At 63.5% G+C, this 26,547-nt stretch carries 23 protein-coding genes and 2 tRNA genes; 12 read left to right on the top strand and 13 right to left on the bottom strand.

Annotated features, from left to right (window positions below):
- Positions 1-2: 2 nt before the first annotated feature.
- Positions 3-2,201, bottom strand: a complete 2,199-nt coding sequence (locus PSTAB_RS08480; protein ID WP_013982546.1) for a putative bifunctional diguanylate cyclase/phosphodiesterase — start codon at positions 2,199-2,201, stop codon at positions 3-5.
- A 194-nt stretch (positions 2,202-2,395) separates the two neighbouring features.
- Between PSTAB_RS08480 and PSTAB_RS08475 the strand changes: the two genes are divergently transcribed.
- Complete coding sequence (locus PSTAB_RS08475) at positions 2,396-3,232, top strand: isocitrate lyase/PEP mutase family protein (protein ID WP_013982545.1); 837 nt, start codon at positions 2,396-2,398, stop codon at positions 3,230-3,232.
- A gap of 14 nt (positions 3,233-3,246) precedes the next feature.
- On the opposite strand, the gene PSTAB_RS08470 is transcribed toward PSTAB_RS08475, so the two are convergent.
- Entirely contained in the window at positions 3,247-4,425 is a 1,179-nt protein-coding gene (locus tag PSTAB_RS08470) for an MFS transporter (protein ID WP_011912953.1), read from the bottom strand.
- On the bottom strand, positions 4,422-5,048 hold the full coding sequence (wrbA, locus tag PSTAB_RS08465) for an NAD(P)H:quinone oxidoreductase (protein ID WP_013982544.1): 627 nt from the start codon (positions 5,046-5,048) through the stop codon (positions 4,422-4,424). Before wrbA ends, PSTAB_RS08470 begins: the two co-directional genes overlap by 4 nt.
- A 101-nt stretch (positions 5,049-5,149) precedes the next feature.
- On the opposite strand from wrbA, the gene PSTAB_RS08460 reads away from it, so the two are divergent.
- Positions 5,150-6,058: a LysR family transcriptional regulator gene (locus PSTAB_RS08460; protein ID WP_013982543.1), complete on the top strand. Its 909-nt coding sequence runs from the start codon at positions 5,150-5,152 to the stop codon at positions 6,056-6,058.
- A 124-nt stretch (positions 6,059-6,182) separates the two neighbouring features.
- Here the strand turns inward: PSTAB_RS08460 and PSTAB_RS08455 are convergent, their stop codons facing one another.
- Positions 6,183-7,229, bottom strand: coding sequence for a threonine aldolase family protein (locus tag PSTAB_RS08455; RefSeq protein ID WP_011912950.1), 1,047 nt, complete (start codon positions 7,227-7,229; stop codon positions 6,183-6,185).
- Between the two features lie 328 nt (positions 7,230-7,557).
- Here PSTAB_RS08455 and PSTAB_RS08450 point away from each other — a divergent pair, with 328 nt between their 5' ends.
- The 5 genes from PSTAB_RS08450 (at position 7,558) to PSTAB_RS08430 (ending at position 14,541) form a co-directional block, all read left to right on the top strand.
- Positions 7,558-7,815: a type B 50S ribosomal protein L31 gene (locus PSTAB_RS08450; protein ID WP_011912949.1), complete on the top strand. Its 258-nt coding sequence runs from the start codon at positions 7,558-7,560 to the stop codon at positions 7,813-7,815.
- Between the two features lie 89 nt (positions 7,816-7,904).
- The gene (locus PSTAB_RS08445; RefSeq protein WP_013982542.1) at positions 7,905-9,860 is read left to right on the top strand and encodes a TonB-dependent receptor domain-containing protein; all 1,956 of its coding nucleotides are present in this window, start codon (positions 7,905-7,907) and stop codon (positions 9,858-9,860) included.
- A gap of 1 nt (position 9,861) precedes the next feature.
- Positions 9,862-13,731 (top strand): cobaltochelatase subunit CobN, encoded by a 3,870-nt coding sequence (gene cobN / locus PSTAB_RS08440; protein WP_013982541.1) that lies wholly within the window; start codon positions 9,862-9,864, stop codon positions 13,729-13,731.
- Positions 13,732-13,750: 19 nt separating this feature from the next.
- Positions 13,751-14,227 carry a MotA/TolQ/ExbB proton channel family protein gene (locus tag PSTAB_RS08435; RefSeq protein WP_013982540.1) on the top strand — a complete coding sequence of 159 codons (477 nt, stop codon included), beginning with the start codon at positions 13,751-13,753 and terminating at the stop codon, positions 14,225-14,227.
- Entirely contained in the window at positions 14,227-14,541 is a 315-nt protein-coding gene (locus PSTAB_RS08430; protein ID WP_013982539.1) for a DUF2149 domain-containing protein, read from the top strand. Before PSTAB_RS08435 ends, PSTAB_RS08430 begins: the two co-directional genes overlap by 1 nt.
- A gap of 37 nt (positions 14,542-14,578) precedes the next feature.
- Here the strand turns inward: PSTAB_RS08430 and PSTAB_RS21550 are convergent, their stop codons facing one another.
- Complete coding sequence (locus PSTAB_RS21550; RefSeq protein ID WP_148263412.1) at positions 14,579-14,839, bottom strand: hypothetical protein; 261 nt, start codon at positions 14,837-14,839, stop codon at positions 14,579-14,581.
- Positions 14,840-14,880: 41 nt separating this feature from the next.
- Here PSTAB_RS21550 and PSTAB_RS08425 point away from each other — a divergent pair, with 41 nt between their 5' ends.
- From PSTAB_RS08425 to soxR, 3 genes are all read left to right on the top strand, one after another.
- Positions 14,881-15,516 (top strand): GNAT family N-acetyltransferase, encoded by a 636-nt coding sequence (locus tag PSTAB_RS08425; RefSeq protein ID WP_041771708.1) that lies wholly within the window; start codon positions 14,881-14,883, stop codon positions 15,514-15,516.
- A gap of 179 nt (positions 15,517-15,695) precedes the next feature.
- Complete coding sequence (locus PSTAB_RS08420; protein ID WP_013982536.1) at positions 15,696-16,292, top strand: LysE family translocator; 597 nt, start codon at positions 15,696-15,698, stop codon at positions 16,290-16,292.
- A 126-nt stretch (positions 16,293-16,418) separates the two neighbouring features.
- Positions 16,419-16,895, top strand: coding sequence for a redox-sensitive transcriptional activator SoxR (gene soxR / locus PSTAB_RS08415; RefSeq protein WP_013982535.1), 477 nt, complete (start codon positions 16,419-16,421; stop codon positions 16,893-16,895).
- A gap of 133 nt (positions 16,896-17,028) precedes the next feature.
- Here the strand turns inward: soxR and PSTAB_RS08410 are convergent.
- Both PSTAB_RS08410 and PSTAB_RS08405 read right to left on the bottom strand, forming a co-directional pair.
- A tRNA-Asp gene (locus PSTAB_RS08410) sits at positions 17,029-17,105 on the bottom strand.
- A gap of 37 nt (positions 17,106-17,142) precedes the next feature.
- Positions 17,143-17,218: transfer RNA gene (locus PSTAB_RS08405), tRNA-Val, on the bottom strand.
- A 256-nt stretch (positions 17,219-17,474) separates the two neighbouring features.
- Here PSTAB_RS08405 and PSTAB_RS08400 point away from each other — a divergent pair.
- Entirely contained in the window at positions 17,475-18,119 is a 645-nt protein-coding gene (locus tag PSTAB_RS08400) for a type II secretion system protein N (protein ID WP_013982534.1), read from the top strand.
- Positions 18,120-18,122: 3 nt separating this feature from the next.
- Positions 18,123-20,057, top strand: coding sequence for a type II secretion system secretin GspD (gene gspD, locus PSTAB_RS08395; protein WP_013982533.1), 1,935 nt, complete (start codon positions 18,123-18,125; stop codon positions 20,055-20,057).
- Between the two features lie 89 nt (positions 20,058-20,146).
- On the opposite strand, the gene PSTAB_RS08390 is transcribed toward gspD, so the two are convergent.
- The 6 genes from PSTAB_RS08390 to accD all read right to left on the bottom strand — a co-directional run bounded on the left by PSTAB_RS08390 (position 20,147) and on the right by accD (position 26,433).
- The gene (locus PSTAB_RS08390; protein ID WP_013982532.1) at positions 20,147-21,358 is read right to left on the bottom strand and encodes an O-succinylhomoserine sulfhydrylase; all 1,212 of its coding nucleotides are present in this window, start codon (positions 21,356-21,358) and stop codon (positions 20,147-20,149) included.
- 40 nt (positions 21,359-21,398) lie between these two features.
- Positions 21,399-22,904 (bottom strand): amidophosphoribosyltransferase, encoded by a 1,506-nt coding sequence (gene purF / locus PSTAB_RS08385; RefSeq protein ID WP_013982531.1) that lies wholly within the window; start codon positions 22,902-22,904, stop codon positions 21,399-21,401.
- A 71-nt stretch (positions 22,905-22,975) separates the two neighbouring features.
- The gene (locus tag PSTAB_RS08380; protein WP_020306120.1) at positions 22,976-23,521 is read right to left on the bottom strand and encodes a CvpA family protein; all 546 of its coding nucleotides are present in this window, start codon (positions 23,519-23,521) and stop codon (positions 22,976-22,978) included.
- Positions 23,522-23,619: 98 nt separating this feature from the next.
- Positions 23,620-24,264 carry an SPOR domain-containing protein gene (locus PSTAB_RS08375; RefSeq protein WP_013982528.1) on the bottom strand — a complete coding sequence of 215 codons (645 nt, stop codon included), beginning with the start codon at positions 24,262-24,264 and terminating at the stop codon, positions 23,620-23,622.
- Positions 24,239-25,543: a bifunctional tetrahydrofolate synthase/dihydrofolate synthase gene (gene folC, locus PSTAB_RS08370; protein ID WP_013982527.1), complete on the bottom strand. Its 1,305-nt coding sequence runs from the start codon at positions 25,541-25,543 to the stop codon at positions 24,239-24,241. Before folC ends, PSTAB_RS08375 begins: the two co-directional genes overlap by 26 nt.
- Positions 25,540-26,433, bottom strand: a complete 894-nt coding sequence (gene accD, locus PSTAB_RS08365; protein ID WP_017245300.1) for an acetyl-CoA carboxylase, carboxyltransferase subunit beta — start codon at positions 26,431-26,433, stop codon at positions 25,540-25,542. Before accD ends, folC begins: the two co-directional genes overlap by 4 nt.
- Between the last annotated feature and the right edge of the window lie 114 nt (positions 26,434-26,547).

Here is a 26,547-nt window from a genome sequence, read left to right as displayed (position 1 = left end):
GGCTAGAAGCGCAGCTCGTCCCCTGCAGCGAGCAGCGCGTCGATTCCCGTCGCCGGCAACGGCCGCGACAGCAGGTAACCCTGGAATTCGTCGCAGCCGTTGTGGCGCAGGAACTCGAATTGCGCGGCGTTCTCTACGCCTTCGGCAACCACGGTCTTGTGCAGGCTCTTGCCCAGCGAGATGGCGGCGCGGGCGATCATCGCCACCTCGTCCTCCTGCTCGAGACCGGTGACCAGCGAACGGTCGATCTTGATGATGTCCAGCGGGAACCGCCGCAGATAGCCGAGCGCCGAGTAACCGGTGCCGAAATCATCCATGGCCAGGCGAAAGCCGCGTGCCTTGAAGTCGGCAAGAATGGATACGGCGCGGCTGCCATCGCCGAGAAACACCGTTTCGGTGATCTCCAATTCGACGAGCAGCGGCGACAATCCTACCTCGTCGAGCACCGCCATGACCCGCTCGACCACATCGTCGCCGAGAAACAGCAGCGGTGAGAGGTTCACCGCCACCAGCAGCGGTACCTGGCGTCCCGCATTCCAGCGCCGGGCGTCGCTGAATGCGCGGCGCAGCACGGCCAGCGTCAGGGGCATGATCAGGCCGCTTTCCTCGGCCACCGGCACGAAGCGATCGGGGCCGATCACCCCGAGGTCGGCGTGTGTCCAGCGGGCCAGCGCCTCCAAGCCGACGATGCGCCGCTGGGCATCCACCTTCGGCTGGTAATGCACCGCGAACTCGTCGCGCTCCAGTGCGGTGCGCATCGCGGCCTCGAGATTCAGACGCTCATCGGCGATGCGGTTGAGGTCATGGGTGAAGAACTGGAAGTTGTTGCGTCCCCGTTTCTTCGCCGCGTACATGGCGATATCGGCATGCTTGAGCAGGGTTTGCGCATCCTCTCCGTCATCCGGGAACATCGCCACGCCGAGGCTGGCGCCAACCTGGAATTCGCGCCCGGCAAGGGTCACAGGGCGACGAATCTCGTTCAGCACGCGCTCGAGCAAGGAGATCACGGTACTGATGCGGTAATGGTCGCCGAGCACCAGCACGAACTCGTCGCCCCCCACCCGCGCCACGGTGTCGGAGCCGCGCAGGCTGCCGGCCAGGCGCGCCGCGATGCTCTTGAGCAGTTCGTCGCCAGCGACATGGCCGAGGCCGTCATTGATGAACTTGAAGTTGTCCAGGTCGATGAACACCAGCGTCAGGTAGTAGCCCAGGCGTGCCGCCCGCGCCAAGCCCTGCTCGATCCGGTCGTTGAGCAGTATGCGGTTGGGCAGACCGGTCAGCAGGTCGTGGTTGGCCTGCCGCTCCAACTGCTGCTGGTAATGCTTGCGCTCGGAGATGTCCTGCACCGTGCCCTCGTAGCAGATGAACTCGCCATTGGGGCCGCGCACCACGTGGGCGTTCTCGGAAATCCAGATGCGCGTGCAATCGCGCCGGTAGACCTCTGACTCGAAGTTGAGCACCTCGCCATGCTGCTCCATCAGCTGGCAGAACGCCTCGCGCCGCCCCGGCTGGACGTACAGACGACGCTCGATGTCCGCCAGGTCGGCAACCAGTTCGGAGGCGCTGTCGTAGCCATAGATACGGGCCAGCGCGGGGTTGGCAGCCAGGTAGCGGCCATCGCGGGTCGACTGGAAGATCCCCTCCGAGGCGTTCTCGAAGATGCTGCGATAGCGCAGCTCCGCCTGCTCCAGTGCCTCGAGCACGGCGCGCTGGGCGGTGATGTCTTCGATGAAGCCTTCGACGACGATTTCGCCCTGCTCGTCCGGCACCGCGACGCCGCGCTCGATGACCCATTTGATGAAACCCGCCGCGGTGCGGATCCGGTAATGCACGGTGAAGCGGCCAAGGGCTGCGATGGCTCCATCGATGCTGCGGCGCACCCGCGCGCGATCATCCGGATGGGTGATCTGCTCCCACGATACCTCCGCGTCATCCACCAGCGCCGCGGCGCTGTAGCCGCACAACCCCAGCGAGCCCTGGCTGACGAAAATCATCGTCCACGACGCATCGTTACGGCAGCGATAGGCCATTCCTTCCAGGTTGTTGACCAGGGTATCGAGTACGCGAGAGCGGTCTAGGACCTCGCAGGTGAGCAGGCTGCTGCGGCGGTTGGCGGATTTATCGATCATCGTTTCGGGCTTGAGGTGTTTCGCGTGACCGTACGGTCGGCTGCGAAAAGGCAGAAAGCCATCACCGAGCAAGAAACGCTCCAGCCTGTTTGCGTCAGGCTACCCGCCTGGGCAGGCTGCAAATACGTGCAGTACGCTCCAGAAAGGCGCAGCGATCGTCTCGACGCACCGAAATCAGGCACGAATGCCAAGTCGCAGCGCACCATCTACGCTTAACCGCGCCGGCATAGCGAATCCGGCGCGCCCACCAGCCAGCCGAGGTACCCATGGTCGAACGCAGCCAGTCCGAGAAACGAGCCATTTTCCGCGAGCTTCACCGTTCGGGCTGCTTCGTATTGCCCAACCCCTGGGATGTCGGTAGCGCAGCGGCTCTCGCCAGCCTCGGCTTCAGGGCCCTGGCCACCACCAGCTCAGGTTACGCCTGGTCCTGCGGGCATGCAGATGGACAGATGACGCGTGATGATGTCCTCGCCCACCTGCGCCTGATGGCTCGCTCTACAGACCTGCCGATCAATGCCGACTTCGAGAGCGGCTACGCCGCCACGCCTGACGGCGTCGCCGAGAACGTGAGCATGGCAATCGAGACCGGCGTGGCGGGGATATCCATCGAGGATTCGACGGGCGATTCGCGCGCGCCCCTGCGCGAGATCGCCGAGGCAACGGAACGCATGCAGGCCGCGCGGCAAGCCATCAATGCGGCGGGCGGCGAAATCATCCTGACCGGACGCGCCGAGAACTTTTTCGTCGGCCGTCCCGATCTGGACGACACCATCCGGCGCCTGAAAGCCTACGCCGATGCTTGCGCCGATTGCCTCTATGCACCGGGGCTCAGGACGCGAGAGCAGATCAGTGGGGTGATCGCGGCGGTGGCGCCGAAGCCGGTCAACGTGCTGATCGGCTGGGATACCGATCTCACCGTGCAGGACCTCGCCGACCTCGGCGTCAGGCGCATCAGTGTCGGCGGTGCATTGGCCCGCACGGCGTGGGCAGGCTTCCTGCGCGCCGCTCGCTCCCTTGCCGAGCACGGCCGTTTCGATGGTTTCGCCGACGCGGCCTCCGGTGCAGAGCTCGACGGGATGTTCGATCGCCGAGACAGGCCATAACACGTGATTGCGCGTCAGCCGTTGCGGACCAGCGTAGCCTGAAGCACGAGCGCGATGGCGCCAGTGATCATGGCTGCGGCGGCGACGATCCATCCGGCGGCCCCCCATCCAAGGGCTGCCGTCACCCCTCCCACCAGCACCGGGCCTGAGAGCTGGCCAAGATTGCTTCCCTGCATGACGACACCGACCACGACAGGCACCAGGGTCGATTCCCGGGCCGCCAGCGGCGCCGATGCCAGCAACGTTGCCGGAATCAGGCCGCCCGCGGCCGAGAAAAGCAGGCACAGCAGGAAGGTCGTCAGTGGCTGGAACAGTCCGAGGAAGATTCCGAGCGCGGCTGCGCCCATGGTCGCGCTGGCAAAGAGGATCAGCGCACCGCGCCCGATCCCTCTCGCCAGCAGCCAGCCGGCGGCGAGGTTGCCGCTGATGTTGACCGCACTGGCCAAGGCGCTGAGCAAGCCGGCATCGCGGTACGTGACGTCCATGCGCTCCATCAGAAGCACCGGCAGAAAGGCGAACAGGGCGAAGAACATCAGGCTGTACAGCGCGAATGTGGACGCCAACAGGACCGTGGCGCTGGACCATGCCCGCCGAACACCGTCGAACAGTCGACCTGCCACACGGCGCCTCGGGTCCCCGGGGACGCAGTAGAAAACCGCCAGCGCAGCGATCAGCGCCAGAGCCGAACTGGACCACCACAGCCATTGCCAGGCCGAGAAAAACGGCCCGGCCGTCATGGCCAGGGCCATCCCGCATGGCATGAAGCAGCTCCAAAGCGCCAGCGCACGATCACGCGCTGCGCCGGTCGCGAGGCGCTCCAGTATCGCCGGCCCGGCGACGATCACCAGCAGAAACCCGAGCCCTTCCAGCAGCCGGGAAACCAGCAGCGTGCCGAATGAAGGCACCAGGGTGCCGGCGAAACCGGACAGCGCCATGATCGCGAGGCCAAGCAACAGCGCTGTGCGCCGTCCCATGACGGCAGCCAGCGCACCTGCCGGGGCACCGCCCAGCAAGCCCAGCACAGCGAACACACTGGTCAGCCAGCCGGCCTGAGCGAGGCTCAGCCCCATGTCCGTCTGCAGCATCGGGGTGGCGATGGCGGCCTTGCCCAGATGCAGTGCCGCGACGACGCCGCTGGCCAGCACCAGCCAATTGGCAAGCGCCGATCGAGCGCCTCGTAGCGAGCGGCTCATCCGGCGGTACCACCGCCAGCACCAGCGAGCGCGGCCGCCACACGTGCGACGTGGCGGCCCTGATAACGGGCGCCCTCCAGTTCGTTCTCGCTTGGCTGACGGTCGCCGCCGCTGCCGTCATCGGCAAGCGTGGAGGCACCGTAGGGCGATCCGCCAGTGACGGCGTCCATTCGTAACTGACCCTTGAAGCTGTAGGGCAACCCGACGATCACCATGCCCAGGTGCAGCAACACCGTATGGGTCGCCAGGATCGTGCTCTCCTGTCCCCCGTGCTGACTGCCGGTCGAGGTAAAAACGCTGCCAACCTTGCCCACCAGACGGTCGTCCGCCCACAGGCCGCCGCATTGGTCGAGGAAATTCTTCATCTGTGCAGCCATGTTGCCGAAGCGCGTTGGCGTGCCGATGACGATGGCGTCGTACTCGGGCAGCTCGGCAACGGAAGCGACATCCGCCGGCTGCAACGTCCGGTAGCCCGCCTTGCGTGCGACGTGCTCCGGAACGAGTTCCGGCACCCTTTTGACCTGTGCGAGCGCTCCTGCCTGACGAACCCCATCGGCCACGGCGTGGGCCAACGTCTCGATATGCCCATAAGAGGAGTAATACAGCACCAGTACCTTAGTCATCGCTCGAATCCTCGTTGTCATTGGACCGAGCCAACGATAAGCACTGGCGATGCTCTGCAAGAGTGATTAAATTTCGATCAACACGATCTACGGAGCAGATCATGCTCGATGCAATGACGCTGGATCAGATCCGGACGTTCGTCACGGTTGCCGACAGCGGCAGCTTTCGCTCCGGCGCGGCGCGGCTGTTGCGCGTGCAATCGGCGGTCAGCCATGCGATTGCAAATCTGGAGGCAGAGCTGGAACTGCGACTGTTCGATCGCAGCGGTTATCGGCCGGTACTGACGCCCGAAGGCGAGGCCCTGCTGGCGCATGCGCGCGACATCCTGCTGCGTGCCGATGCCATGCGGGCGCGCGCCCGTGCGCTGGGCGCCGGGGTGGAGCTGGAACTGGCTCTGGTAGTCGATACCCTGTTCCCGATCGAGTCGGTGGCGCGGGCGGTTGCCGCAGCGAGCGCCGAATTTCCGTCGACCTGCTTTCGCATGGATGTGCAAGCGCTGGGAGGGCCGATCGCCGCGCTGGAGGACAGGCGCTGCGCGCTGGCGATAATCGTCGGTGAGGACTTCCGTAATCCTCGGCTGTCGCTGGAAGCCATCGGCTCGGTACAGCAGGTTGCGGTGGTGTGCGCTACACATCCCCTCGCTGCACGGGAAGAGCGCGAGCGGCTCGGAATCGCCGATCTCGCCAACCATCTGCAGATCGTTCTGACCGACCCTACCCCGCTCTCGGAGGGCCGCTCATTCGGCGTTCTGTCCCCCTTCACCTGCCGGGTCAACACTCAGGATGCCAAGCTGGCGCTGATACGCGAGGGCCTCGGCTGGGGGCGACTGCCGACATGGCAGGTGCAGAACGATCTGGATTCGGGCCGCCTGGTGCGCGTCCCCATTCCCGACCTCGGGCGCAACAGCGAGGTGCAGTCCGAAGCCTACCTGGCGCACCGCCTGGACGAGCCGCTGGGCCCTGTTGCCCAGGCATTCCGTCGCGCACTCCTCGAACACTCACACAGTTAAACCTCAGCTTAATGCCTCGAGCTGTTATACAAAGCGAGCGGTGTTCGAGATCGTCGACCGACCACATCAGCTGTCGCTGGCCATGTTGCGTCATGGTGCGGCCAGCTTGGAGGTTTGGCCTCGCTTATATAGCGCCGATCACGACCGTACGAATGTCATCGGCCAACTGCCTCACCCGCGCTTCGCTGGTGTCCCAGGAGCACATGAAGCGTGCGCCGCCGACGCCGATGAAGGTGTAGAACAGCCAGCCGCGGTGTTTCAGCGCTTCCAGCGCCGCTGGCGGAAGGCTGACGAAGACACCATTGGCCTGTACCGGAAACATCAGCTCAACCCCCGGCAATTCGCCTATGAGCTCGGCCAGCAGCCGAGCGCAGCGGTTGGCGTGGTCGGCGTACTTGAGCCAAGCCCCGTTTTCCAGCAGGCCAACCCACGGCGCAGAAAGGAATCGCATTTTGGAGGCGAGTTGGCCGGCCTGCTTGCAGCGGTACTCGAAATCGATGGCCAGATCCCGATTGAAGAACAGGATGGCCTCACCCACCGCCATGCCGTTCTTGGTACCACCGAAACAGAGCACGTCGACCCCGGTTTTCCAGCTCAGCTCGGCAGGAGCAAGGCCGAGATGAGCGCAGGCATTGGCAAAGCGGGCACCATCCATGTGCAGATGCAGGCCAAGCTCCTTGCAGGTATCGCTGACCGCGCGCAATTCCTCGGGCTGGTACACGGTGCCGACTTCGGTGGCCTGGGTCAGGCTCACCACGCGCGGCTTGGGGTAGTGGATGTCCTTGCGCTTCAGGGCGATTTCACGAATGGCCGCGGGCGTCAGCTTGCCCTGCTCGGACCGGCCGAGCAGCAGCTTGGAGCCATTGGAGAAGAACTCGGGGGCGCCGCATTCGTCGGTCTCGACGTGGGCAATGTCGGCGCAGATCACGCTGTGGTAACTCTGGCAGAGCGACGAGAGCGCCAGGGAATTCGCAGCCGTGCCGTTGAAAGCGAAAAACACCTCGCAGTCGGTATCGAACAGCGCCCGAAAGTGATCGGCCGCGCGCGCTGTCCATTGATCGTCGCCGTACGCCCTGTCATGCCCCTGATTCGCTCTGGCCATGGCTTCCCAGGCTTCTGGGCATACGCCGGAATAGTTGTCGCTGGCAAATTGCTGATTGGCGGTGGTCATCGAATCCTCGTCGTGTGGCACTGCCGGACTGTTACTGGGCAGCACGTTAGTTTGTAGAGCCCAGCGCCTCCGAGCGCAAACGGGAATTGCCCACCGACCAGCTAGGCTGGCTCGCAGCCCTGGCTTCGCAGGTTAGTCATTCGACCTTCGGTCTGGCCTGCCGTGTAGACCGAAGGCACATCGCGACAAGGACGGCGCAGCGAATGGCTCAAGGATTCTTCAAGCATCCTGCAGAAGTTCGACGTCTGAAGTCATATCCGGCTCCGGAGGCTTGCACCTGTTGTTATGATATAACATCATCAGCGCATTCCTTCTCGGAGACTCTGACATGAAACCAGGCATCCACCCCGACTATCGGCCTGTGCTGTTCCATGACACGGCAGCCGACGTCTATTTCCTGATCGGCTCGACGGCCGAGACAACGCGCACCCACCAGCACACCGACGGCAATACCTACCCGTACATCGCCCTCGATGTCTCGAGTGCTTCGCATCCCATCTACACAGGCAAGCAGCGCAAGACCACCACCGAAGGGCGCATTGCCGGCTTCAACAAGCGCTTCGCCGGTTTCGCCACGAAGAAATAGATCTCCCGCGTCACAGCGATCCGACCCGCTCTCTTGAGCGGACGGCACCGCTGTGCCCGTCCGCCCGATCCTTCAAGGAAGACGACCCGATGTTCCGCCGTAACCGCCTGAGCAATGCCTGCCACCGCGCTCGCCTGATCCCCGCCTTCGCCCTCTTTCCACTGTCGGCCTTCGCCGACCAGGCGCTGCATCTGGAACCAACCGTCGTGACCGCCACGTCGACCGCCCGGCAGCTTGGCGATGCGCCTGCCAGCGTGTCGGTGATCAGTCGGGAGGAGCTGGCACTGCGACCGGTTCAGGATCTCGAGGATGCGCTGCGCGGTACTGCCGGGCTGCAGTTCACCGGCGTTGGCATGACGCGCCGGGGCGTGAGCATCCGTGGAATGGGAAGCGAGCACACCCTGGTACTGATCGATGGACAGCGCATCGGCAACGCAGGCGGCGCCGTGGCGCACGCGGATTTCGATCTGGGCTGGGTGCCGGTCGAAGCCATCGAGCGCATCGAGGTCGTGCGCGGCCCGATGTCCTCGCTGTACGGCTCCGAAGCCCTCGGCGGCGTGGTAAACGTCATCACCCGCCGCAGCACTGATACTTGGCAGGGAGCGGCGCAGCTCAACGGCGGAGTGAGGGAAGATGGCCGAGGAGGTCAGACCCATCAGTTAGGTGTTTATACCGGCGGTCCGCTGGTGCCTGGCGTGATTGGCCTGTCGCTGACAGGAGAGACGCGGCGCCGTCAGGAAACACCCCTGCACCGGGATACGCATCTGTCCGAGATCGAAGGTCGAGACGCCCAAAGCGCAAGCGCAACGCTCAGCTGGACACCGGACGCGGCACAACGCATCGACCTCGGATTTGCAAGCGGCGAGGAAGATCGTTGGCGCAATACCCGCAGCGCAGGCCGTGCACCGGTCGACTACGAATCCCGTGATCGCATCGAGCGTGAGCGGTTGTCGCTTGCGCACAGTGGAGAATGGGCCTGGGGCAAAACCTCCGTGCGCGCCTATCGCAACTCACTGGAGCGCAACAATCGCTACACCAACGGGGTCATCCCAACTTCGCCGCGCCAGGAGCTCACCGACGACGTGATCGATGGCAGCGCGTCCCTCCAGGCCGACACCCACCTGTTCACCCTCGGCGGCGAATGGCGCAAGGAGCAGCTTGAGGACCGAGGTTTTGCCAGCGGTGATGCGCGGATCATCCATCGCGCCCTGTTCCTGCAGGACGAAATCGAATTCGCCCCGTCCTGGTCGCTCGTCGTTGGAAATCGCTTCGATCGGCATGAGGAATACGGTTGGCACAACAGCCCGCGCGCCTACCTCGTGCATCACGTCAGCGATGCGCTGACGCTCAAGGGTGGCGGTGGGCGCGGCTTCAAGGCGCCGTCGCTCAAGCAGCTCTCCCCTGGCTACTCGGCCATCGGCGGCGGCGGGATGTTCACCATCTACGGCAACCCCGATCTGGAACCCGAGATCAACACCACCTACGAGCTCAGCGCGGACTACCAGGGCAGTGGCTGGACGCTAAATGGCGGCGTGTTCCAGAACAATGTTCGCGGGCTCATCCAGACCGTGTGCGTCGCCAGCTGCGGACTCCGCGGCCGTGAGGTCCGCAACTACGACAACGTCGACAAGGCGCGAATCCGCGGCCTGGAGCTTGGTGGCGGTCTGGATCTGCCGGCCGATCTCCGCTGGGAGCTGAACTACACCTACCTCGACGCCATCGATCGTAGCGCCGATCGCCGGCTGGGCGACCGTGCCCGTCACCTGGCCAACACCCGGCTGCAATGGACGCCCACTGCAGACTTCACCGGACAACTGCGCGGCGAGTATGTCGGCAGCCAACTGTCCTACTCCAGCAACACGGCCCATGCAGTTCCCGCCTACAGCCTCTGGCACCTGGAAATCAGCCAGCGCATCAGCGACACCCTGAGCATCCGTGGCGGGATCGAGAACCTGACGGACAGAGATTTCAGCGACGCCGCGGACAACTACGCCTTTACCGAGCCCGGGCGGACCTATCACGTCGGTGTGAGCTTGAGCTTCTGAAATGCGCGGATTGATCCACATCGGGCTCACCATCCTGATGGCGGGCGCGAGCCTGCCTGCCTTCGCCCAGTTGCCGCGCGAGCCCCTCACTGTACGGGTCGTCGCGACCGACTTCGTATTGCAGGGCAAGATCGACAAGCTCAAGGAGCTGGCAGCGGATTCCCATGTCGTGCTGAGCCGTGCCGCCCTGAGCATGCCGGACTTGGAGGCCGATCCCCCCGACCTGCTCATCCTCGACACGCCTCGGCCAGCTGACCTTTCCGCGGTGCAGCGTGCCCTAGGCGAGACACTGTCCGACAGGCGCGCACCCTGGATTCGCGTAGGCGGCGGTCCGCCCGCGTTCGGCAACCTGCCCGAGCCGGTGGCCAGGCGGCTGATCGGCTATTACGCCAATGGCGGCCAGCAGAATCTCAGGCACCTCTTCGCTTATCTGCGCGCCTGGCATGACGGCAAGCCTACCGACTCGATCGCGCCTCCAGCCGAGTTGGCCGAAACCGGCTACTACCACCCTGCAGCACCGAACCCCTTCGAGCGAGTGGAGGATTATCTGGCCTGGGGTGCCGACCGCTGGGCACCGAGCGCGCCGCGTGTGGCCTTCGCTATTCATCGCGGTGCGCTGGTCGACGACCAGCTCCGGCTGATCGACGCACTGGTTGCACGCAGCGAGGCACGTGGCCAGGCGCCCATGGCCTTCTGGATGGACGACAGAGACCCAGAGGCATTGACGAATGCACTGGGGCCCGCCCGCAGCGATGTGCTTGTCAACCTGCAGCACATGCAGAATGGGCCGGCACGGCAGGCGGAGTTTCTGGCGCTGGGCATCCCGGTGCTGACAGCCCTCACCTGGCGCGAAGGTGACCGTGCGCACTGGCGTGCCTCGGCCAGCGGGATCACGCCGAGGACCGCAGCGACCATGCTGACCGTCCCGGAAAGCTGGGGGATGACCGATCCGCTGGTAATCGCCGCCATCGAGAATGGCGAGCCTGCACCGCTTCCCGAACAGCTAGACGCCCTGCTAGACAAGGTCGATCGTCTGGCCCGACTGCGTCATCTTCCCGCTCCCGAAAAGCGTCTGGCGCTGATGTTCTGGAACCATCCCGATGGGGAAAAGAACGTTGCCGCCTCCAACCTCAATGTACCGCGCAGCCTCGCGAAGCTGACGTCTGCGCTGCGGGAAGCGGGTTATGTCGTGCCCGAACGCGGCGAGACCGAGCTGATCGAAACCGCACAACGCCTGCTGGGCGGCTATTACCGCCCGGAGACGCTCGATACTCTGCTCGCCGACAAGCTCGCCATCTCGCTGCCCTTGGACAACTACCTGGGCTGGCTCACGGAGCTGCCGGAGCCAAGCCGGCGGCTCCTGGTCGAACGCTGGGGTGATCCTGCCACACACTGGGCGCTGCGGCAGATCGAAGGACAGCCCCACTTCGTCATACCCGCAATCCGTCTGGGCAGCGTATTGCTGCTGCCGCAACCGCCACGTGCGGGTCGTCCTGGCGAGGCATACCACGACAGCAAGGTGCCGCCCGATCACCTCTATCTCGCCGCCTACCAGGCGTTGAGAGAGGAGTTCGGAGCCGATGCGCTGATCCACTTCGGCACCCATGGGACTCAGGAATGGCTGCCGGGCAAGGATCGGGGGCTCGCCGTCGGCGACTACCCCTTCCTCGCACTCGGTGACCTGCCGGTGTTCTACCCCTATATCCAGGACAACATCGGCGAGGCCATCCAGGCACGCCGGCGGGGTCGTGCCGTGATCATCAGCCATCAGACGCCCCCGTTTGCGCCCGCCGGGCTCTGCGACGAGCTGCGCGATCTCCACTCGCTGATCCACGAATACCAGCAGCTCGATGAGGGCGCGGTGCTACAAGCGACTGCCGAGCAGATCCGCCAGAAGGCCGTGGACGCGAAGATGCTGGCGGACCTGGGCTGGGACGATGCCCGCATGCGCGCCGAGCCTCAGAGGTTCATGCAAGCGCTGCATGATCATTTGCACGAGATGGCACAAGCGAACGTGCCCCTGGGGCTGCATACCTTCGGAGATCCCGCGCAGCCCGAACATCGCCTCGCAACGGTGATGCAGCAATTGGGGCAGCCCTTTCTTCGTGCGCTGGGCCTCGCCGAAGACGAGCCAATAGCCGAGGACTTCGCCGGGCTGCAGGCGAGTCTCCCCTACCGCACCCTGCAGCGCTTCTTGCGCGACGGCGAACGCCTCGAGACGATCGACGATGCTCGGCTGCGCGAGCAGCTCGAACGAGCGCTAGAGCTGGACGCGCAACTGGCCGAGACGGGTGAGATCCAAGCGTTGCTCGCAGGACTTGCCGGCGGTTTCGTCGCGCCTGGCCCGGGCGGCGATCCGGTACGCAACCCGGGCGTACCCAGTGGTCGCAACCTCTATGCGTTCGAGGCGGACAAGCTGCCGACTCGGGCAGCTTACGAGGCAGGCGCCGAGGCATTCGAGCAGCTGCTCGAAAGCTACCGCCAGGATCATGAAGGCAAGTCGCCAGATAAGCTCGCCTTTAGCCTGTGGTCGTCCGAGGCGATGCGCCATCTGGGCATCCTCGAAAGCCAGGTTCTACACGCACTGGGCGTACGTCCCGTCTGGGACGCAGGTGGGCGCGTGCAGGCGCTGGAGATAATCCCGGCAGCAGAGCTCGGCCGGCCGCGCATCGACGTCGTGGTACAGGTCACCAGTGTCTACCGCGATCAGTTTGACGGCTTCATGCGCCTGCTGGCAGAGGTGGTTGAACGGCTCTCCCGCCTGGACGAGCCAGGTAACGTCCTGGCCAGCAACAGCCGCTCGCTGGCAACCCGCCTGCGCGATCAGGGTTTGGGAGCCGCCGAGGCAGAACACCTGTCGCAGCTACGGCTGTTCGGCAACGAGCCAGGTGATTACGGCACCGGCGTCTCGCAGCTGACGCTGGACTCGACGAGCTGGAAAGAGGAATCGGAGCTGGCGCAGCAGTTCCTGTCCCGCCTGCAGTACGCCTACGGCACCGGCCGTTGGGGCGAAAAAGTCGACGGCCAGAATCTCTTCGCCGAACAGCTGAAAGGTGTTCAGGCGGCGGTCATGGCGCGCTCCAGCGAGCTCAACGGCGTGCTCGCCACCGATCATCCATTTGAGTTCCTCGGGGGGCTTTCCTTGGCCATCCGCCATCTTGATGGCACGAGCCCGTCGCTCTACATCTCCGATCTGCGCAAGCGGGAACCGCGCACCACAGGGGCGGCAGGTTACCTCGCCAGCGAGCTGCGCAGTCGTTATCTGAACCCGCAATGGATCGCCGCCATGCAGCAGGAAGGATATGCCGGCACGCTGGAGGTCCTGAACGTGGCCAACAACCTGTGGGGCTGGCAGGCGGCCGACCGGAGCATGGTGCGCGCAGACCAATGGCAGGCGCTGCACGACACCTTCGTGAAGGACCAGCGAGCGCTTGGCGTAAATGAGTGGTTCGAGACACACAATCCCACGGCTCAGACCCAGCTGATCGAGCGCATGGTCGAGGCGATCCGCAAAGGCTACTGGGATGCCCCGGCGCAGACGCGGCGCGAGCTGGCCGAACGCTGGCAAGCCTTGACCACCGAGCGAGGCGCCGACGCCGGCGAGCCGGTAACTCGCGAGTTCATCCAGCAACTGGCGTCCGGCTTCGGTCTGGCACCGACACCGGCGCAATCGCCTACCGAGTCGGCCTCATCCGGCGCGCCTGAAGCTGGCGAGACGGTACGCGGACAGGTGATGCAGCCGTTGTCCGAGCCGACCGGCGAACACGATCGCTTGCCGCTACTGCTGGGCGCCAGCGCCTTGCTTCTTCTGCTGCTGCTCGGTGCAGGGCACCAGCAACGGGCCAATCGCCGTATCACCGTCCTTCCCTAAAACGAACGAAAAGAATCTGATGAACATCCTTGAGTCCAGTCTGTACGAACTTACCCGAGTATTTCTCGCACCCGTTCTGCTGCTCATCCTGGCGGCACTGGCCTATGCGTTTCTTGCGCTGGGCAGTTTTGTCATGGAGGCCTGGCAGCGCCGCGCCGGCCGCTACCGCTCGGCGCTGGCCGCACATCAGCGCGTCCATGGCGGCACCAGTGACGATCTCGAGCTGTGGATCATGCAGCGCCTGGAATGGCTGCGGGTGACATCGCGCAGCGCTCCGATGCTGGGGCTCGTGGCCACCATGATCCCCATGGGTCCTGCCCTGCTGGCGCTGACGGAGAGCGACGCCAAGGGCATCGGTGAAAATCTGGTGATCGCCTTTTCGGCCGTGATCCTGGCGTTGATCGCATCGAGCATCACGTTCTTCGTGCTCACCGTGCGCCGCCGCTGGCTGCTTCAGGAGCTGCGTGCCATCGAGCGCATGGGAGAGCAGAACTGATGCGTTTTCTCGACCATGACGATGAAGACGACCCACTGCTTTCGGTCGTCAACCTCATCGACCTCTTTCTGGTGGTGATCGGGATCCTGCTCATCGTCATCGTGCAGAACCCCCTCAACCCGTTCAGCCAGGACAAGGTCGTGGTCGTCGAGAATCCGGGCGAAGCGAACATGCGCATGCTGATCAAGGACGGAAAGGAACTGAAGCAGTACCAGTCCAGCGGCGAGATCGGCGAGGGGCAAGGCTCCAAGGCCGGCGTCACATACCAACTGAACGATGGACGCATGATCTACGTGCCGGAAAGCACCGACTAACTTACGCGCCCTCGGGCATGGATCGATGGCATGCCGATCACCTCACGTCGAGATGACCTCGGCCTTCTCGGCAGGCGCGCAGCGCATTGACCGTCAGCTGCCGCGCATCAGAGCTTGGGCGATGCTCACCATCGCCTGCATTGAGCCATGGACGGAATTCCATTGCGAGCCATTGCACCTCCGCCGCGAAACGACGGCACTCGGTCTCATAGACCCAGTACCCGAAAAACATCGCTCCCTCTATTGACCTCAAGTTCGCTTGAACTTCTAGAGTTCGTTGCGTCTGTCGCTCGCTCATGACGACACCTTCAACTCCGCGCAGAACAGGATCAGAAGCCCATGTGCCTTTTCAATGAGCTCTCGTTGGATGCAGGCGAGCCGGTCGGCTACACAGACCACCGCCATACCGACTCCGCTGGTGCTGGGCAGGGCCCAGGACGGCCGGGCACCACGATCGACCAGAGTGAAGCAGACACGCATGGCCCATTGCACAGCTGTTCGTTGCCACAAATGAGCCGGGTGGGACTTCGTCGAGCCGCCTGCAGTGATCTGCTCAAGCTGTTCGAGATCCACCGGGCCGTGTTCCTGCCCCACATCGCCCGGATCTGGGGATGGGACGAGCGCTGGCAACGCGCCAACTTCCTCGAAGAGATGGCCACAGCCAGCACCTGGGTGCTGCAAGTGGACAACGAGCTCACGGGCTACCTGCAGGTACAGGATCAAGCAGAGCGGATCTACTTGCGCAACATTGCGCTGCTGCCTGTGCTTCAAGGCCGCGGGGTCGGTACTCGCCTCTTGGTCCAGCTCCAGGCGAAGGCAGCCGCGCGTGATATGCCCATCGAGCTCAGCGTCTTCAGGACGAACGTGGCGGCAAGGCGCTTCTACGAGCGCCTCGGGTTCATCACGTCGCGAGGCGGGAAAACCCATATCGACATGAAGTGGCACAGCCCCGACCGGGAGCAACGGAGAGCTTGAACCTTGAGCCCCACCGTCACCCGCAAGACCGGCGAGATCCAGAGGGCCGTGGGACCACTGACCGGGTCGATTCGATGACGGCTGTACATGGATCACGGTTACCCGAGGGCTGAAACTCCCTGGCTCATGCCTGCCAGCCGAAAGCACACCGCTGCCAGTCGACAGCACCAGGAGGACCCATGCCGCCAGAGACCCTGCTTGCCTTCCTCACCTACGCCTTCCTGACCTCCATCACTCCTGGCCCGAACAACACCATGCTGCTGGCCTCCGGGGTGAACTACGGGTTCGTACGCAGCCTGCCCCATGTCCTAGGGATCAGTATCGGCTTCGGTGTGATGGTGGTGGGAGTGGGCGCGGGTCTGGGGCGTCTTTTCGAAGACGATCCCTCGCTGTACGCCGCGTTGCGCATCGTGGGCGGCGCTTACCTGCTGTACCTGGCCTGGCAGATCGCGACGGCCGCGCCGATGCAGGACGCTTCCCCCAATGGCCGGCCGTTCGGGTTCTGGAAAGCAGCAGGCTTTCAATGGGTCAATCCCAAGGCATGGATCATGGCGATCGGGGCCATCACGGCGTATTTGCCCACCGGGGGCGGCATGCAGGCGGTCGTGTTGCTCGCCCTGCTGTTCGCGCTGGTGAACGCCCCTAGCGTGACGGTCTGGGTTACGTTCGGCACGACCCTACGCCGTTGGTTGACCGACCTGCGACACCTTCGGGTATTCAACGTATCGATGGCGATGATGCTGGTGCTGTCGCTGTACCCGCTTCTGTTTAGATGATTTGCCGCCATGACACGCATTGCCAGTTTTCCGTAAATAGCCCGACACGGGCTCTCGATCTTGGCGATGCCCTGCTCTTCCCCAGCCCAAACGTACCTTCGTCTGTCGAATCAGGGAGACCAACGGATGCCTGGACAAGCGTTCAAGAAGGATCCTTTGCTACCGATCGGTGAAATCACCAAACGCAGCGGCGTGGCCGCGTCTGCACTTCGCTATTACGAATCGCTCGGATTGATCAGCTCTTCGCGTCAAGGCAGCAGCCGGCGATTCTTCCCACGCTCGACGCTGCGCCGAGTGGCCTTCATCATCTTCGCGCAGAAGATAGGCTATTCACTCGATGAGATCGGCAAGCAGCTTGCGCGCCTACCCACCGACAAACTGCCAACCAACGATGATTGGCAGGCGCTTTCTCGCGGCTGGAAGCAGCAGGTCGCGCAGCGCATCAATGAACTGCAACGACTCGACATGGATCTTGACCACTGCATCGGTTGTGGTTGTCTCTCGCTGCAGCATTGCAAGCTCGCCAATCCGAACGACTCGGCCGGTGATAGCGGTACGGGACCGCGGCGGTGGCTATCGGATGAAATGCCGGAACAGGAATGAAGGGCGACGACGTTGCAGCCGCCCCCTACGAAGCGGCATTCGTGTTGACTTCCAAGGGCCAAGCAGCGGGCACAAAAAAAGCTGCCCTTGGCAGCTTTCCTTGTTCCACCTTCAGTCGAAAGGTGGCGATGTATGGCGCAGCGGACGGGACTCGAACCCGCGACCCCCGGCGTGACAGGCCGGTATTCTAACCGACTGAACTACCGCTGCGCGTCGGCCGGACTTTCGTCCGTAATCTCACAAAGGTTGGTGGCTGATGACGGGATCGAACCGCCGACCCCCTGCGTGTGATGCAGGTGCTCTCCCAGCTGAGCTAATCAGCCGATCGCCTTGCGAGGCGCGCAATTTACTCACCCCCCTAAGCTAAGTCAACAACAGCATTGAATTTTTTTTACTGAACCGTGGTCAACAGGAGCTGCCACCTCGCTTTGTAATCTTGGCGGCCCATCATCGAGTCGTCGCACGTGCAGGCAAATTCGCTGCGCCAGTGCCGAAAGTGTTCTAGAAATGCTGTAACGCCTGACAGAGGCAACCTGCGTACAGGGAACCGAACAACAAAAGCGCCACGGAGTATTTCGCTTGCCACTGCCGGGAAAACTTCACAGTTACCGCCGCTACGTCCCTTTGTTTTTCAGCGCCGTGCTTCTCTGCCTGTTCGCCTTCTATCTGGCGACCCAGATCGAGCAATGGGTCCAGTTGACCCGTGACCCGGCACCTGCCGACCTATATGAAGATCAGGCCGCTAACCTGGGCAGGCCCGACATGCAGCGACTTGAAATCCTCTTTGGCACCACCGCCGCCTCCGAAACCTATACGCCAACCGCAGCGGCGAGCGGATTCACGCTACGCGGCAGTTTCGTCCATGCCGAGCCGCAGCGCTCCAGCGCCATCGTCCAGGTCGATGGCCAGCCACCGCGGCTGTACTGGCAAGGCGAGGAACTCAGCAGCGGCGTCAGTCTGCATCGGGTGTTCCCTGATCGCGTCGAATTGCTGCGCAACGGTACCGTCGAGGTGCTCCATTTCCCACAGGTGCGCTCGCCAAGCTACATTCCGGACGAGCCGGCCGACGTGTCCTATCAGGATGAGGTCCCCTATGCCGAACCGCAGGACGAGGAGACACAGCAGATGCAGCAACAGATGGACGCCCTGCGCCAGCAGCTGGAAGAAGCCGTGAACCAGCCGGATGCCACACCCTCCAACGACCAGCCCATGGAAGACGATTGACCGATGTCGAAGCCTTTTTCGCGCCCGTTGCTTGCCCTAATCGCCACCAGCCTGCTGGCCGCCCCCGTGCCCCTGCTGGCCGCCGAACCCGGCATCGAGCCCAGCAATACTCGCCAAGATGGCTGGACGATCAATCTCAAGGACGCCGACATACGCGCCTTCATCGATCAGATCAGCCAGCTCAGCGGCCAGACGTTCATCGTCGATCCGCGCGTGAAGGGCCAGGTCAGCGTGGTGTCGAACGCCACGCTGTCGCTGAGCGAGGTATATCAGCTCTTCCTCTCCGTCATGGCCACCCATGGATTCAGCGTGCTCACCCAGGGTGATGTAGCACGGGTAGTGCCCAATGCCGAAGCCAAGGCCGAGGCCGGCAGCGGCCCGAGCGGTGGCGATCAGCTGGAAACACGGGTTATCCAGGTGCAGCACACCTCAGCTGCGGAACTCATTCCGCTGATCCGTCCCCTGGTGCCGCAGTACGGTCACCTCGCGGCCGTATCTTCGGCAAACGCACTGATCATCAGCGACCGCAGCGCCAACATCGCTCGTATCCAGGATCTGGTGCGCCAGCTCGACCGAGCTGAAAGCAACGATTACGGCGTGCTGAACCTGCAGCACGGCTGGGCAGTGGACATAGCCGAGGTCCTGCGCAACTCACTGGTACGCGGCGAAGCGAAGTCCACTGCTGGCGTGCAGATCATCGCCGACTCACGCACCAACCGCCTGATCTTCATCGGCCCCAGCGAGGCGCGCAGCAAGTTCGCGGCGCTCGCGCAGACCCTCGACACACCCACCACCCGTTCGGCCAACACGCGCGTCATCCGGCTGCGCCACAACGACGCCAAGTCCCTGGCCGAGACCCTGGGCGACATATCGGAAGGTTTGAAGAGCCCCGAAGGCGGCGAAGCCACGACCAGCCGCCCACAGAACATCCTCATCCGTGCCGATGAGAGCCTGAACGCACTGGTACTGCTCGCCGACCCGGAGCTGATCGGCACCATGGAAAGCATCGTCCGACAGCTGGACATTCCACGCGCCCAGGTCATGGTCGAGGCGGCAATCGTCGAGGTGTCCGGTGACATTACCGATGCCCTGGGCGTGCAGTGGGCCATCGATGCGCGCGGCAGCACGGGTGGCGCGGGCGGGGTAAATTTCGGCAACACCGGCATTTCCGTCGGCAGCGTGCTCAATGCGATCAACGAAAATGAAATTCCCAACAACCTGCCCGACGGCGCCATCATCGGCGTCGGCACGCGCAGCTTCGGCGCGCTGATCACTGCACTGTCGTCCAACAGCAAGAGCAACCTGCTCTCGACGCCGAGCCTGCTAACCCTGGACAACCAGGAAGCGGAAATCCTTGTCGGCCAGAACGTCCCGTTCCAGACCGGCTCGTACACCACCGACGCGGCGGGCGCTAACAACCCCTTCACCACCATCGAGCGCCAGGATATCGGTGTCACGCTGAAGGTCACGCCACACATCAACGAAGGCGCGACCCTGCGCCTGCAGATCGAGCAGGAGATTTCCTCCATCGCTCCCAGCGCCAGCCTGACCGCCCAGGCAGTCGACCTGGTGACCAACAAGCGCGCAATCAAAAGCACCATCCTCGCCGAGGATGGCCAGGTCATCGTGCTTGGCGGCCTGATTCAGGACGATGTCACCCGCACCAACTCCAAGGTGCCGCTGCTTGGGGACATCCCACTGCTAGGAGGGCTGTTCCGCTCGACCCAGGAAACCCACATCAAGCGCAACCTGATGGTGTTCCTGCGGCCCACGGTTATTCGCGATCGCGCCGGCCTTGCCGCGCTGTCGGGGAAGAAGTACAGCGACATCCGGGTGATCGAGACCGATTCGGCCAGTCCGACCATCCTTCCGGCCAACCCCACCCAGCTGTTCGATGGTCGAGGCGAGCCTGCGCCGGCCATAGACCTACGTCAGTAACGACTATGCCTGGTAACGTTGAACGCTCCTGCGGGAGATGAGACAACCCTCAGCGGAAGCCCAACGGCTGCCGCTGAGGAATCATTGGCTCAGAGCGCGGCCAATCCGCGGGCCAGATCGACCTTGAGATCGTCGACATCTTCCAGCCCAACCGCGACGCGGATCAGGCTATCGCGGATGCCCGCCGTCGCGCGATCCTCGGCCGAAAGTCGACCATGGGTGGTCGAGCCGGGATGGGTGATGGTGGTCTTGCTGTCGCCCAGGTTGGCGGTGATCGAAATCAGCCGGGTGGCGTCGATGAAACGCCAAGCGCCCTCCTTCCCTCCAACCACCTCGAAACTCAGCACCGCGCCGAAGCCCTTCTGCTGCCGCTTGGCCAGCTCGTGCTGCGGATGGCTCGGCAGGCCAGCGTAGAACACCCGCTCGACGCCCGGCTGCTGTTCCAGCCATTCGGCCAGTATCTGAGCGCTGGCACAATGAGCTTGCATGCGCAGGCGCAGGGTTTCCAGCCCCTTGAGAAACACCCAGGCATTGAATGGGCTGAGCGTCGGCCCGGCGGTACGCAGGAAGCCGACGATTTCCTTCATCTGCTCGCTGCGCCCGGCAACCACACCGCCAAGGCAGCGGCCCTGGCCGTCGATGTACTTGGTCGCCGAGTGGATGACGATATCGGCCCCCAGTTTCAGCGGCTGCTGTAGCACTGGCGTGCAGAAACAGTTGTCCACCGCCAGCATGGCGCCCTTGCCGTGGCAGAGGTGCGCCAGCGCGGCGATGTCCACCAGCTCAGCCAGCGGATTGGACGGCGATTCGACGAATACCAGCTTGGTGTTTTCCTTGAACGCCGAATCCCATGCGGCGAAGTCGGTGAGCGGGACGTAATCGACCTGCACCCCGAAGCGCTTGAAGTACTTCTCGAACAGCGAGACGGTGGCCCCGAACACGCTGCGCGATACCAGCACATGGTCGCCCGCCGAACACAGGCTCATCACCGTGGCGAGGATCGCTGCCATTCCTGAGGCGGTGGCGACCGCCTGCTCGGCACCTTCCAGCGCAGCGATACGCTCTTCGAAGGCCCGCACTGTCGGGTTGGTATAGCGCGAATAGACATTGCCCGGTACATCACCGGCAAAACGCGCGGCCGCATCGGCGGCGCTGCGGAACACGTAGCTGGACGTGAAGAACAGCGGCTCGCCATGCTCGGCTTCCGGCGTACGGCGTTGACCAGCGCGCACGGCCAGGGTGTCGAGCCCGACCCCGTCGAGCTCGCTATCCAGCCGTCCGGCTTCCCATTCGATGGTCATAGTCTTACCTCAGCCGGCACCGCTTGGCGTGCCGGCATGATCAGTTGTTGTACAGATCGATGATCGCGCTGACGGCATTGGTCTTGGCCTTGCTCAGGTCATTGCGCGCCTGTTCGATCTTGTGCAGATAGGCCTCGTCGATGTCGCCGGTGATGTAGTTACCGTCGAACACCGCGCAATCGAAGTTCTCGATCTTCACCTTGCCGCCACCCACCGCATCGATCAGATCCTCGAGATCCTGATAGACCAACCAGTCGGCCCCGATCAGCTCGGCCACCTCCTCGGTGGTGCGGTTGTGGGCGATCAGCTCGTGGGCGCTGGGCATGTCGATGCCATAAACGTTGGGGTAACGCACCGCCGGCGCCGCCGAACAGAAGTAGACGTTCTTCGCTCCGGCTTCGCGAGCCATCTGGATGATCTGCTTGCAGGTGGTGCCGCGCACGATGGAATCATCCACCAGCATGACGTTCTTGCCACGAAACTCCAGATCGATGGCATTGAGCTTCTGGCGCACCGACTTCTTGCGCGCCGCCTGTCCGGGCATGATGAAAGTGCGGCCGATGTAGCGATTCTTGACGAAGCCTTCGCGGAATTTCACACCGAGCCGATTGGCCAGCTCCAGCGCCGCGGTGCGGCTGGTATCCGGAATCGGGATGACCACGTCGATGCCGTGGTCCGGGCGCTCGCGCAGAATCTTGTCGGCCAGCTTCTCGCCCATGCGCAGACGAGCCTTGTACACCGAAACCCCGTCCATCAGGGAGTCGGAACGCGCCAGGTAGACGTACTCGAAGATGCAGGGCGCAAGCTTCGGTGCATCGGCGCACTGACGGGTGAACAACTTGCCGTCGGTTGTGATGTACACCGCCTCGCCAGGCGCCAGGTCGCGAATCAGGGTGAAGCCGAGCACATCGAGCGACACGCTTTCCGAAGCGATCATGTACTCGACGCCTTCGTCGGTGTGGCGCTGGCCGAAAACGATCGGGCGAATTGCATTCGGGTCGCGGAACCCGACGATGCCATAACCGGTCACCATCGCCACCACGGCGTAGCCACCGCGGCAACGCTCGTGGACCTTGCTGACGGCGGCGAAAACGTCCTCTTCGGTCGGCTGCAGCTTGCCGCGCACGGCCAGTTCGTGGGCGAACACGTTGAGCAGCACCTCCGAGTCGGAGCTGGTGTTCACGTGGCGCAGGTCCGACTCGTAGATTTCCTTGGTCAGCTGGTCGACGTTGGTCAGGTTGCCGTTATGCGCAAGCGTGATGCCGTACGGCGAGTTCACATAGAACGGCTGCGCTTCGGCCGAGCTCGAACTACCAGCCGTGGGATAGCGGATATGACCGATGCCCATGTTGCCGACCAGGCGCTGCATGTGGCGTTGCTGGAACACATCGCGCACCAGGCCGTTGTCCTTGCGCAGAAACAGCCGCCCATCGTGGCTGGTCACGATACCGGCTGCGTCCTGGCCGCGGTGCTGCAGTACGGTAAGCGCGTCATACAGCGCCTGATTGACGTTCGACTTACCGACGATGCCGACAATGCCACACATGCAAGGAACCTCTCAGTTATTACAGGCAGACCGGATACCGCGGCAGGCCGAGCATCCGTAAACGAAAGACATCAACCCGGCGGGCTGAGCGACCCAGCGAACCATTGCCCGCTGAATCCGAGAATCAGGTTCTTCGACCAATCGGCGATCAGGAGAAAGTGTGGCAACAATGCCGATTCGCGCCACCACAGGTCCTGCTCCACCGGTCCGAGGCTCAGCAAGCCGGCGAGCACCACGATCAAGAGGCCACCTCGTGCGGCACCGAATACCATGCCGAGGAACCGATCGGTCCCCGACAGACCGGTCACCCTGATCAGCTCGCCGATCAGAAAATTCACCAGCGCTCCGACCAGCAGGGTCGCCACGAACAACAGCGCGCAGGCCGCGATCACCTGGGCCGACGGTGTGCTGATGTACTCAGCGAGGTGGTGGGACAACGCACCACCAAACATCCAGGCAACCACGCCAGCGATGATCCAGGTCAGCAGCGAAAGCGCCTCCTTGACGAAGCCGCGCTTCAGGCTGATCAGGCTGGAAACGGCAATGACGGCGATGATGGCCCAATCGACCCAGGTGAATGCCACGATGTTTTCTGCAAGGAGGAAAAGGCGGCGCATTTTAGCAGAGCGCAAGCGCCAGGGGTACGCGCCAGTGACCCGGCGATGAGAGGACAACTGCGGCTGGCCATCCGCTGCCTGACCAGCCGCTCAGCGAGTCAGCTTCCTTCAGGTTTGAAGCGCACCACGAAACCGTCCAGCTTCTGCTGGCGCTGCAACACATCGCGAAGCCTGTTCGCTTCGCTGCGCTCCACGAGCGGCCCGACAAACACACGATTCATGCCGTCCGCCGTGCGGATGTAGGCGTTGTAGCCCTGGGAGCGCAACGTCTGCTGCAGACTCTCCGCGCTTGCCCGATTCGACAGGCTGGCCAGCTGAATCGACCAGCTGACAGGCAGGTTATTGTTGTCGAGCCGCGGCTCCGCAACCGGTGGCTCAGTCTTCGCTGGTGCTGGCTGCTCGGGCGTCGCTGGCGCGGAGGCTGTCGGCGCGACAGGCGCGACGGGCTCGATGGGTGCTGGAGCCGATGCGACGGCAGGCGGCGCGGCGTCCGGCTCGGCGCCTTCTTCGATGATCTCGAAGCCTTCGGGTACGGACTGCGGTTCCGGAACGTCGACCGGCTCCATTTCGATCTCCGCCACCACTGGTGCAGCTGGAATGCTGGGCGCATCAACGGTGACATGCCGCAGGTCGTCCTGCCGATTGAACAGCATCGGCACGAATATGACCGCGATCGCTATAAGCACCAGCGCGCCGACCATGCGTTGCAGCAATCCTTTATCCAGCAGTGCCATGTCCACCATCCCCTACCTGTTGTTCCAGCCACTCGAGTGCCGCGGCCACGCAGTAGAACGAACCGAAAACCAGTATCTCGTCGACCGATTCCGCCCTGGCGCACTGAGCATCGAGTGCTTGCTCGATAGTTGCATACTCGCTGACCGATGCACCGCGCTCAAGCAGTGCGGCAGCCAACTGTGTAGCCGATTGCGTCCGCGGCGTAGGCAACGGGGCCACCGCCCAATCCGAAATCGATGGCGCCAGGGCATCGAGCACGCCCGTCAGGTCTTTGTCTGCCAGCAACCCGAAGACCGCCCGCCTTGTCCCAACGACCGGCCGTTGTTCGAGACGTTGCGCGAGAAAGGCTGCGGCATGCGGGTTATGGCCAACGTCCAGCAACAGCGCAATCCGCCGACCATTCCAGAGGACCTGTCGGCTATCGAGACGCCCCACGACCCGAGTCTGCAGAAGCGCGCGGGCCAGCCTTGCCGGGTCCCACGGCAGACCGAGCATTGCGTAGGCCTGCAACGCTAACGCCGCGTTCTCCATTGGCAAGGTGAGCATCGGCAAGCCGTGTAGTTCCAGCGGCGCGCCAGCGGCGTCGACGCCCCGCCAATGCCAATCCCGTGCCCCCATCGCCAGATCGAAATCTCGCCCGCGCAGCAGCAGGGGGGCACTCAGCGAATTGGCATGGTCCAGCAATGGCTGTGGTGGATCCAGGTCACCACAGAGCGCGGGCTTGCCCTCGCGGAGGATACCGGCCTTCTCGTACGCGACGCTCTCGCGGCTATTGCCCAGCCAGTCGGCATGATCCAGGCCGATGTTGGTGATCACGGCCAGATCGGCATCGACGATATTGACGGCATCCAGCCGCCCGCCGAGCCCGACCTCCAACACTACGGCATCCAGCCCGGCACGCTCGAACAGCCAGAACGCCGCCAGCGTGCCCATTTCGAAATAGGTAAGGGAAATCTCGCCACGAGCCGCTTCGACCACGGCAAACGCTTCGCAAAGCTCTGCGTCGCTCGCCTCACGACCACTCAGCAGAACACGCTCGTTGTAGCGCAACAGGTGGGGGGAGCTGTAGCTGCCAATTTTGAGCCCCTGAGCATTCAGCAACGAGGCGATGAAGGCACAGGTGGAGCCCTTGCCGTTGGTGCCAGTGACCGTGACCACCAGAGGGGCCGGCCGTGTCATGGCCATCCTGGCCGCCACCGCGCGAACCCTATCGAGGCCCATGTCGATGGCGGTCGGGTGCAACTGTTCCAGGTAGGCGAGCCAGTTGGCCAGGCTCCGGCTGGTCATGCCTTGGCCGTTACCTGAGAGGTCTCTACCGGCGTCGGCAGTTTCTGCATCTGGGCCAAGAGGCGAGCGAGGCGGCTACGCAGCTCGGCACGGGGAATGATCAGATCGATCGCACCGTGTTCAAGCAGAAACTCGCTGCGCTGGAAGCCTTCCGGCAGTTTCTCGCGCACAGTCTGCTCGATTACTCGCGGACCCGCGAAGCCGATCAGGGCCTTAGGCTCCGCTACGATCACGTCACCAAGCATCGCCAGGCTGGCGGAAACGCCGCCGTAGACCGGATCGGTCAGCACGGAAATGAACGGCAAGCCTTCCTCGCGCATGCGTGCCAGGACCGCGGAGGTCTTGGCCATCTGCATCAGCGAGATCAGCGCCTCCTGCATGCGTGCGCCGCCCGAGGCGGAGAAGCACACCAGCGGGCAGCGCTTTTCCAGAGCGACGTTAGCGGCACGCACGAAGCGCTCGCCCACGATTGCACCCATGGAGCCGCCCATAAAGGAAAACTCGAACGCACAAGCCACTACCGGAACGTTGAGGACCTTGCCGCTCATGGCGATCAGGGCGTCCTTCTCCCCCGTCTGCTTCTGCGCTGCAGACAGACGATCCTTGTACTTCTTGCTGTCGCGGAACTTCAGACGGTCGACCGGCTCAAGCTCCGCAGCGATCTCTTCGCGGCCGTCGGCATCGAGGAAGATGTCGAGTCGGGTACGCGCATCGATGCGCATGTGATGCTGGCACTTGGGGCATACATCGAGGGTCTTCTCCAGCTCGGGGCGGTACAGTACCGCCTCGCAGGAGGGGCATTTGTGCCAGAGGCCTTCGGGTACCGAACTCTTCTGCGTCTCCGAGCGCATGATCGAAGGGATCAGTTTGTCTACCAGCCAGTTGCTCATGCTCTTGTTCTCCAAAGCTTCAGTCCCGAGCGCACACGCGCTGCAGGCAGATTGATCGTTGTGCGATCGGAGGCTTGCTGCTCTCCTGATCGCTCATCGGACGCGCCTGGAGGC

Origin of the sequence: Stutzerimonas stutzeri, assembly GCF_000219605.1 — a bacterium.
In the GTDB taxonomy this organism is placed as follows: Bacteria; Pseudomonadota; Gammaproteobacteria; order Pseudomonadales; family Pseudomonadaceae; genus Stutzerimonas; species Stutzerimonas stutzeri.
Note: the sequence above shows the minus strand (reverse complement) of the source record. Positions and strands in the feature narration are given on the sequence as shown.

Bases quoted from the DNA above. Each gene is read 5' to 3' on its own strand.
- PSTAB_RS08450 (WP_011912949.1), top strand. From the start codon at position 7,558: ATGAAACCAGGCATCCACCCCGACTATCGGCCTGTGCTGTTCCATGAC.
- soxR (WP_013982535.1), top strand. From the start codon at position 16,419: ATGCCTGGACAAGCGTTCAAGAAGGATCCTTTGCTACCGATCGGTGAA.
- purF (WP_013982531.1), bottom strand. From the start codon at position 22,904: ATGTGTGGCATTGTCGGCATCGTCGGTAAGTCGAACGTCAATCAGGCG.
- PSTAB_RS08425 (WP_041771708.1), top strand. From the start codon at position 14,881: ATGTGCCTTTTCAATGAGCTCTCGTTGGATGCAGGCGAGCCGGTCGGC.
- PSTAB_RS08380 (WP_020306120.1), bottom strand. From the start codon at position 23,521: ATGCGCCGCCTTTTCCTCCTTGCAGAAAACATCGTGGCATTCACCTGG.
- PSTAB_RS08375 (WP_013982528.1), bottom strand. From the start codon at position 24,264: ATGGTGGACATGGCACTGCTGGATAAAGGATTGCTGCAACGCATGGTC.
- gspD (WP_013982533.1), top strand. From the start codon at position 18,123: ATGTCGAAGCCTTTTTCGCGCCCGTTGCTTGCCCTAATCGCCACCAGC.
- accD (WP_017245300.1), bottom strand. From the start codon at position 26,433: ATGAGCAACTGGCTGGTAGACAAACTGATCCCTTCGATCATGCGCTCG.
- PSTAB_RS08435 (WP_013982540.1), top strand. From the start codon at position 13,751: ATGAACATCCTTGAGTCCAGTCTGTACGAACTTACCCGAGTATTTCTC.
- folC (WP_013982527.1), bottom strand. From the start codon at position 25,543: ATGACCAGCCGGAGCCTGGCCAACTGGCTCGCCTACCTGGAACAGTTG.
- PSTAB_RS08445 (WP_013982542.1), top strand. From the start codon at position 7,905: ATGTTCCGCCGTAACCGCCTGAGCAATGCCTGCCACCGCGCTCGCCTG.
- PSTAB_RS08470 (WP_011912953.1), bottom strand. From the start codon at position 4,425: ATGAGCCGCTCGCTACGAGGCGCTCGATCGGCGCTTGCCAATTGGCTG.
- PSTAB_RS08420 (WP_013982536.1), top strand. From the start codon at position 15,696: ATGCCGCCAGAGACCCTGCTTGCCTTCCTCACCTACGCCTTCCTGACC.
- PSTAB_RS08455 (WP_011912950.1), bottom strand. From the start codon at position 7,229: ATGACCACCGCCAATCAGCAATTTGCCAGCGACAACTATTCCGGCGTA.
- PSTAB_RS21550 (WP_148263412.1), bottom strand. From the start codon at position 14,839: ATGAGCGAGCGACAGACGCAACGAACTCTAGAAGTTCAAGCGAACTTG.
- PSTAB_RS08475 (WP_013982545.1), top strand. From the start codon at position 2,396: ATGGTCGAACGCAGCCAGTCCGAGAAACGAGCCATTTTCCGCGAGCTT.
- wrbA (WP_013982544.1), bottom strand. From the start codon at position 5,048: ATGACTAAGGTACTGGTGCTGTATTACTCCTCTTATGGGCATATCGAG.
- PSTAB_RS08460 (WP_013982543.1), top strand. From the start codon at position 5,150: ATGCTCGATGCAATGACGCTGGATCAGATCCGGACGTTCGTCACGGTT.
- PSTAB_RS08430 (WP_013982539.1), top strand. From the start codon at position 14,227: ATGCGTTTTCTCGACCATGACGATGAAGACGACCCACTGCTTTCGGTC.
- cobN (WP_013982541.1), top strand. From the start codon at position 9,862: ATGCGCGGATTGATCCACATCGGGCTCACCATCCTGATGGCGGGCGCG.
- PSTAB_RS08390 (WP_013982532.1), bottom strand. From the start codon at position 21,358: ATGACCATCGAATGGGAAGCCGGACGGCTGGATAGCGAGCTCGACGGG.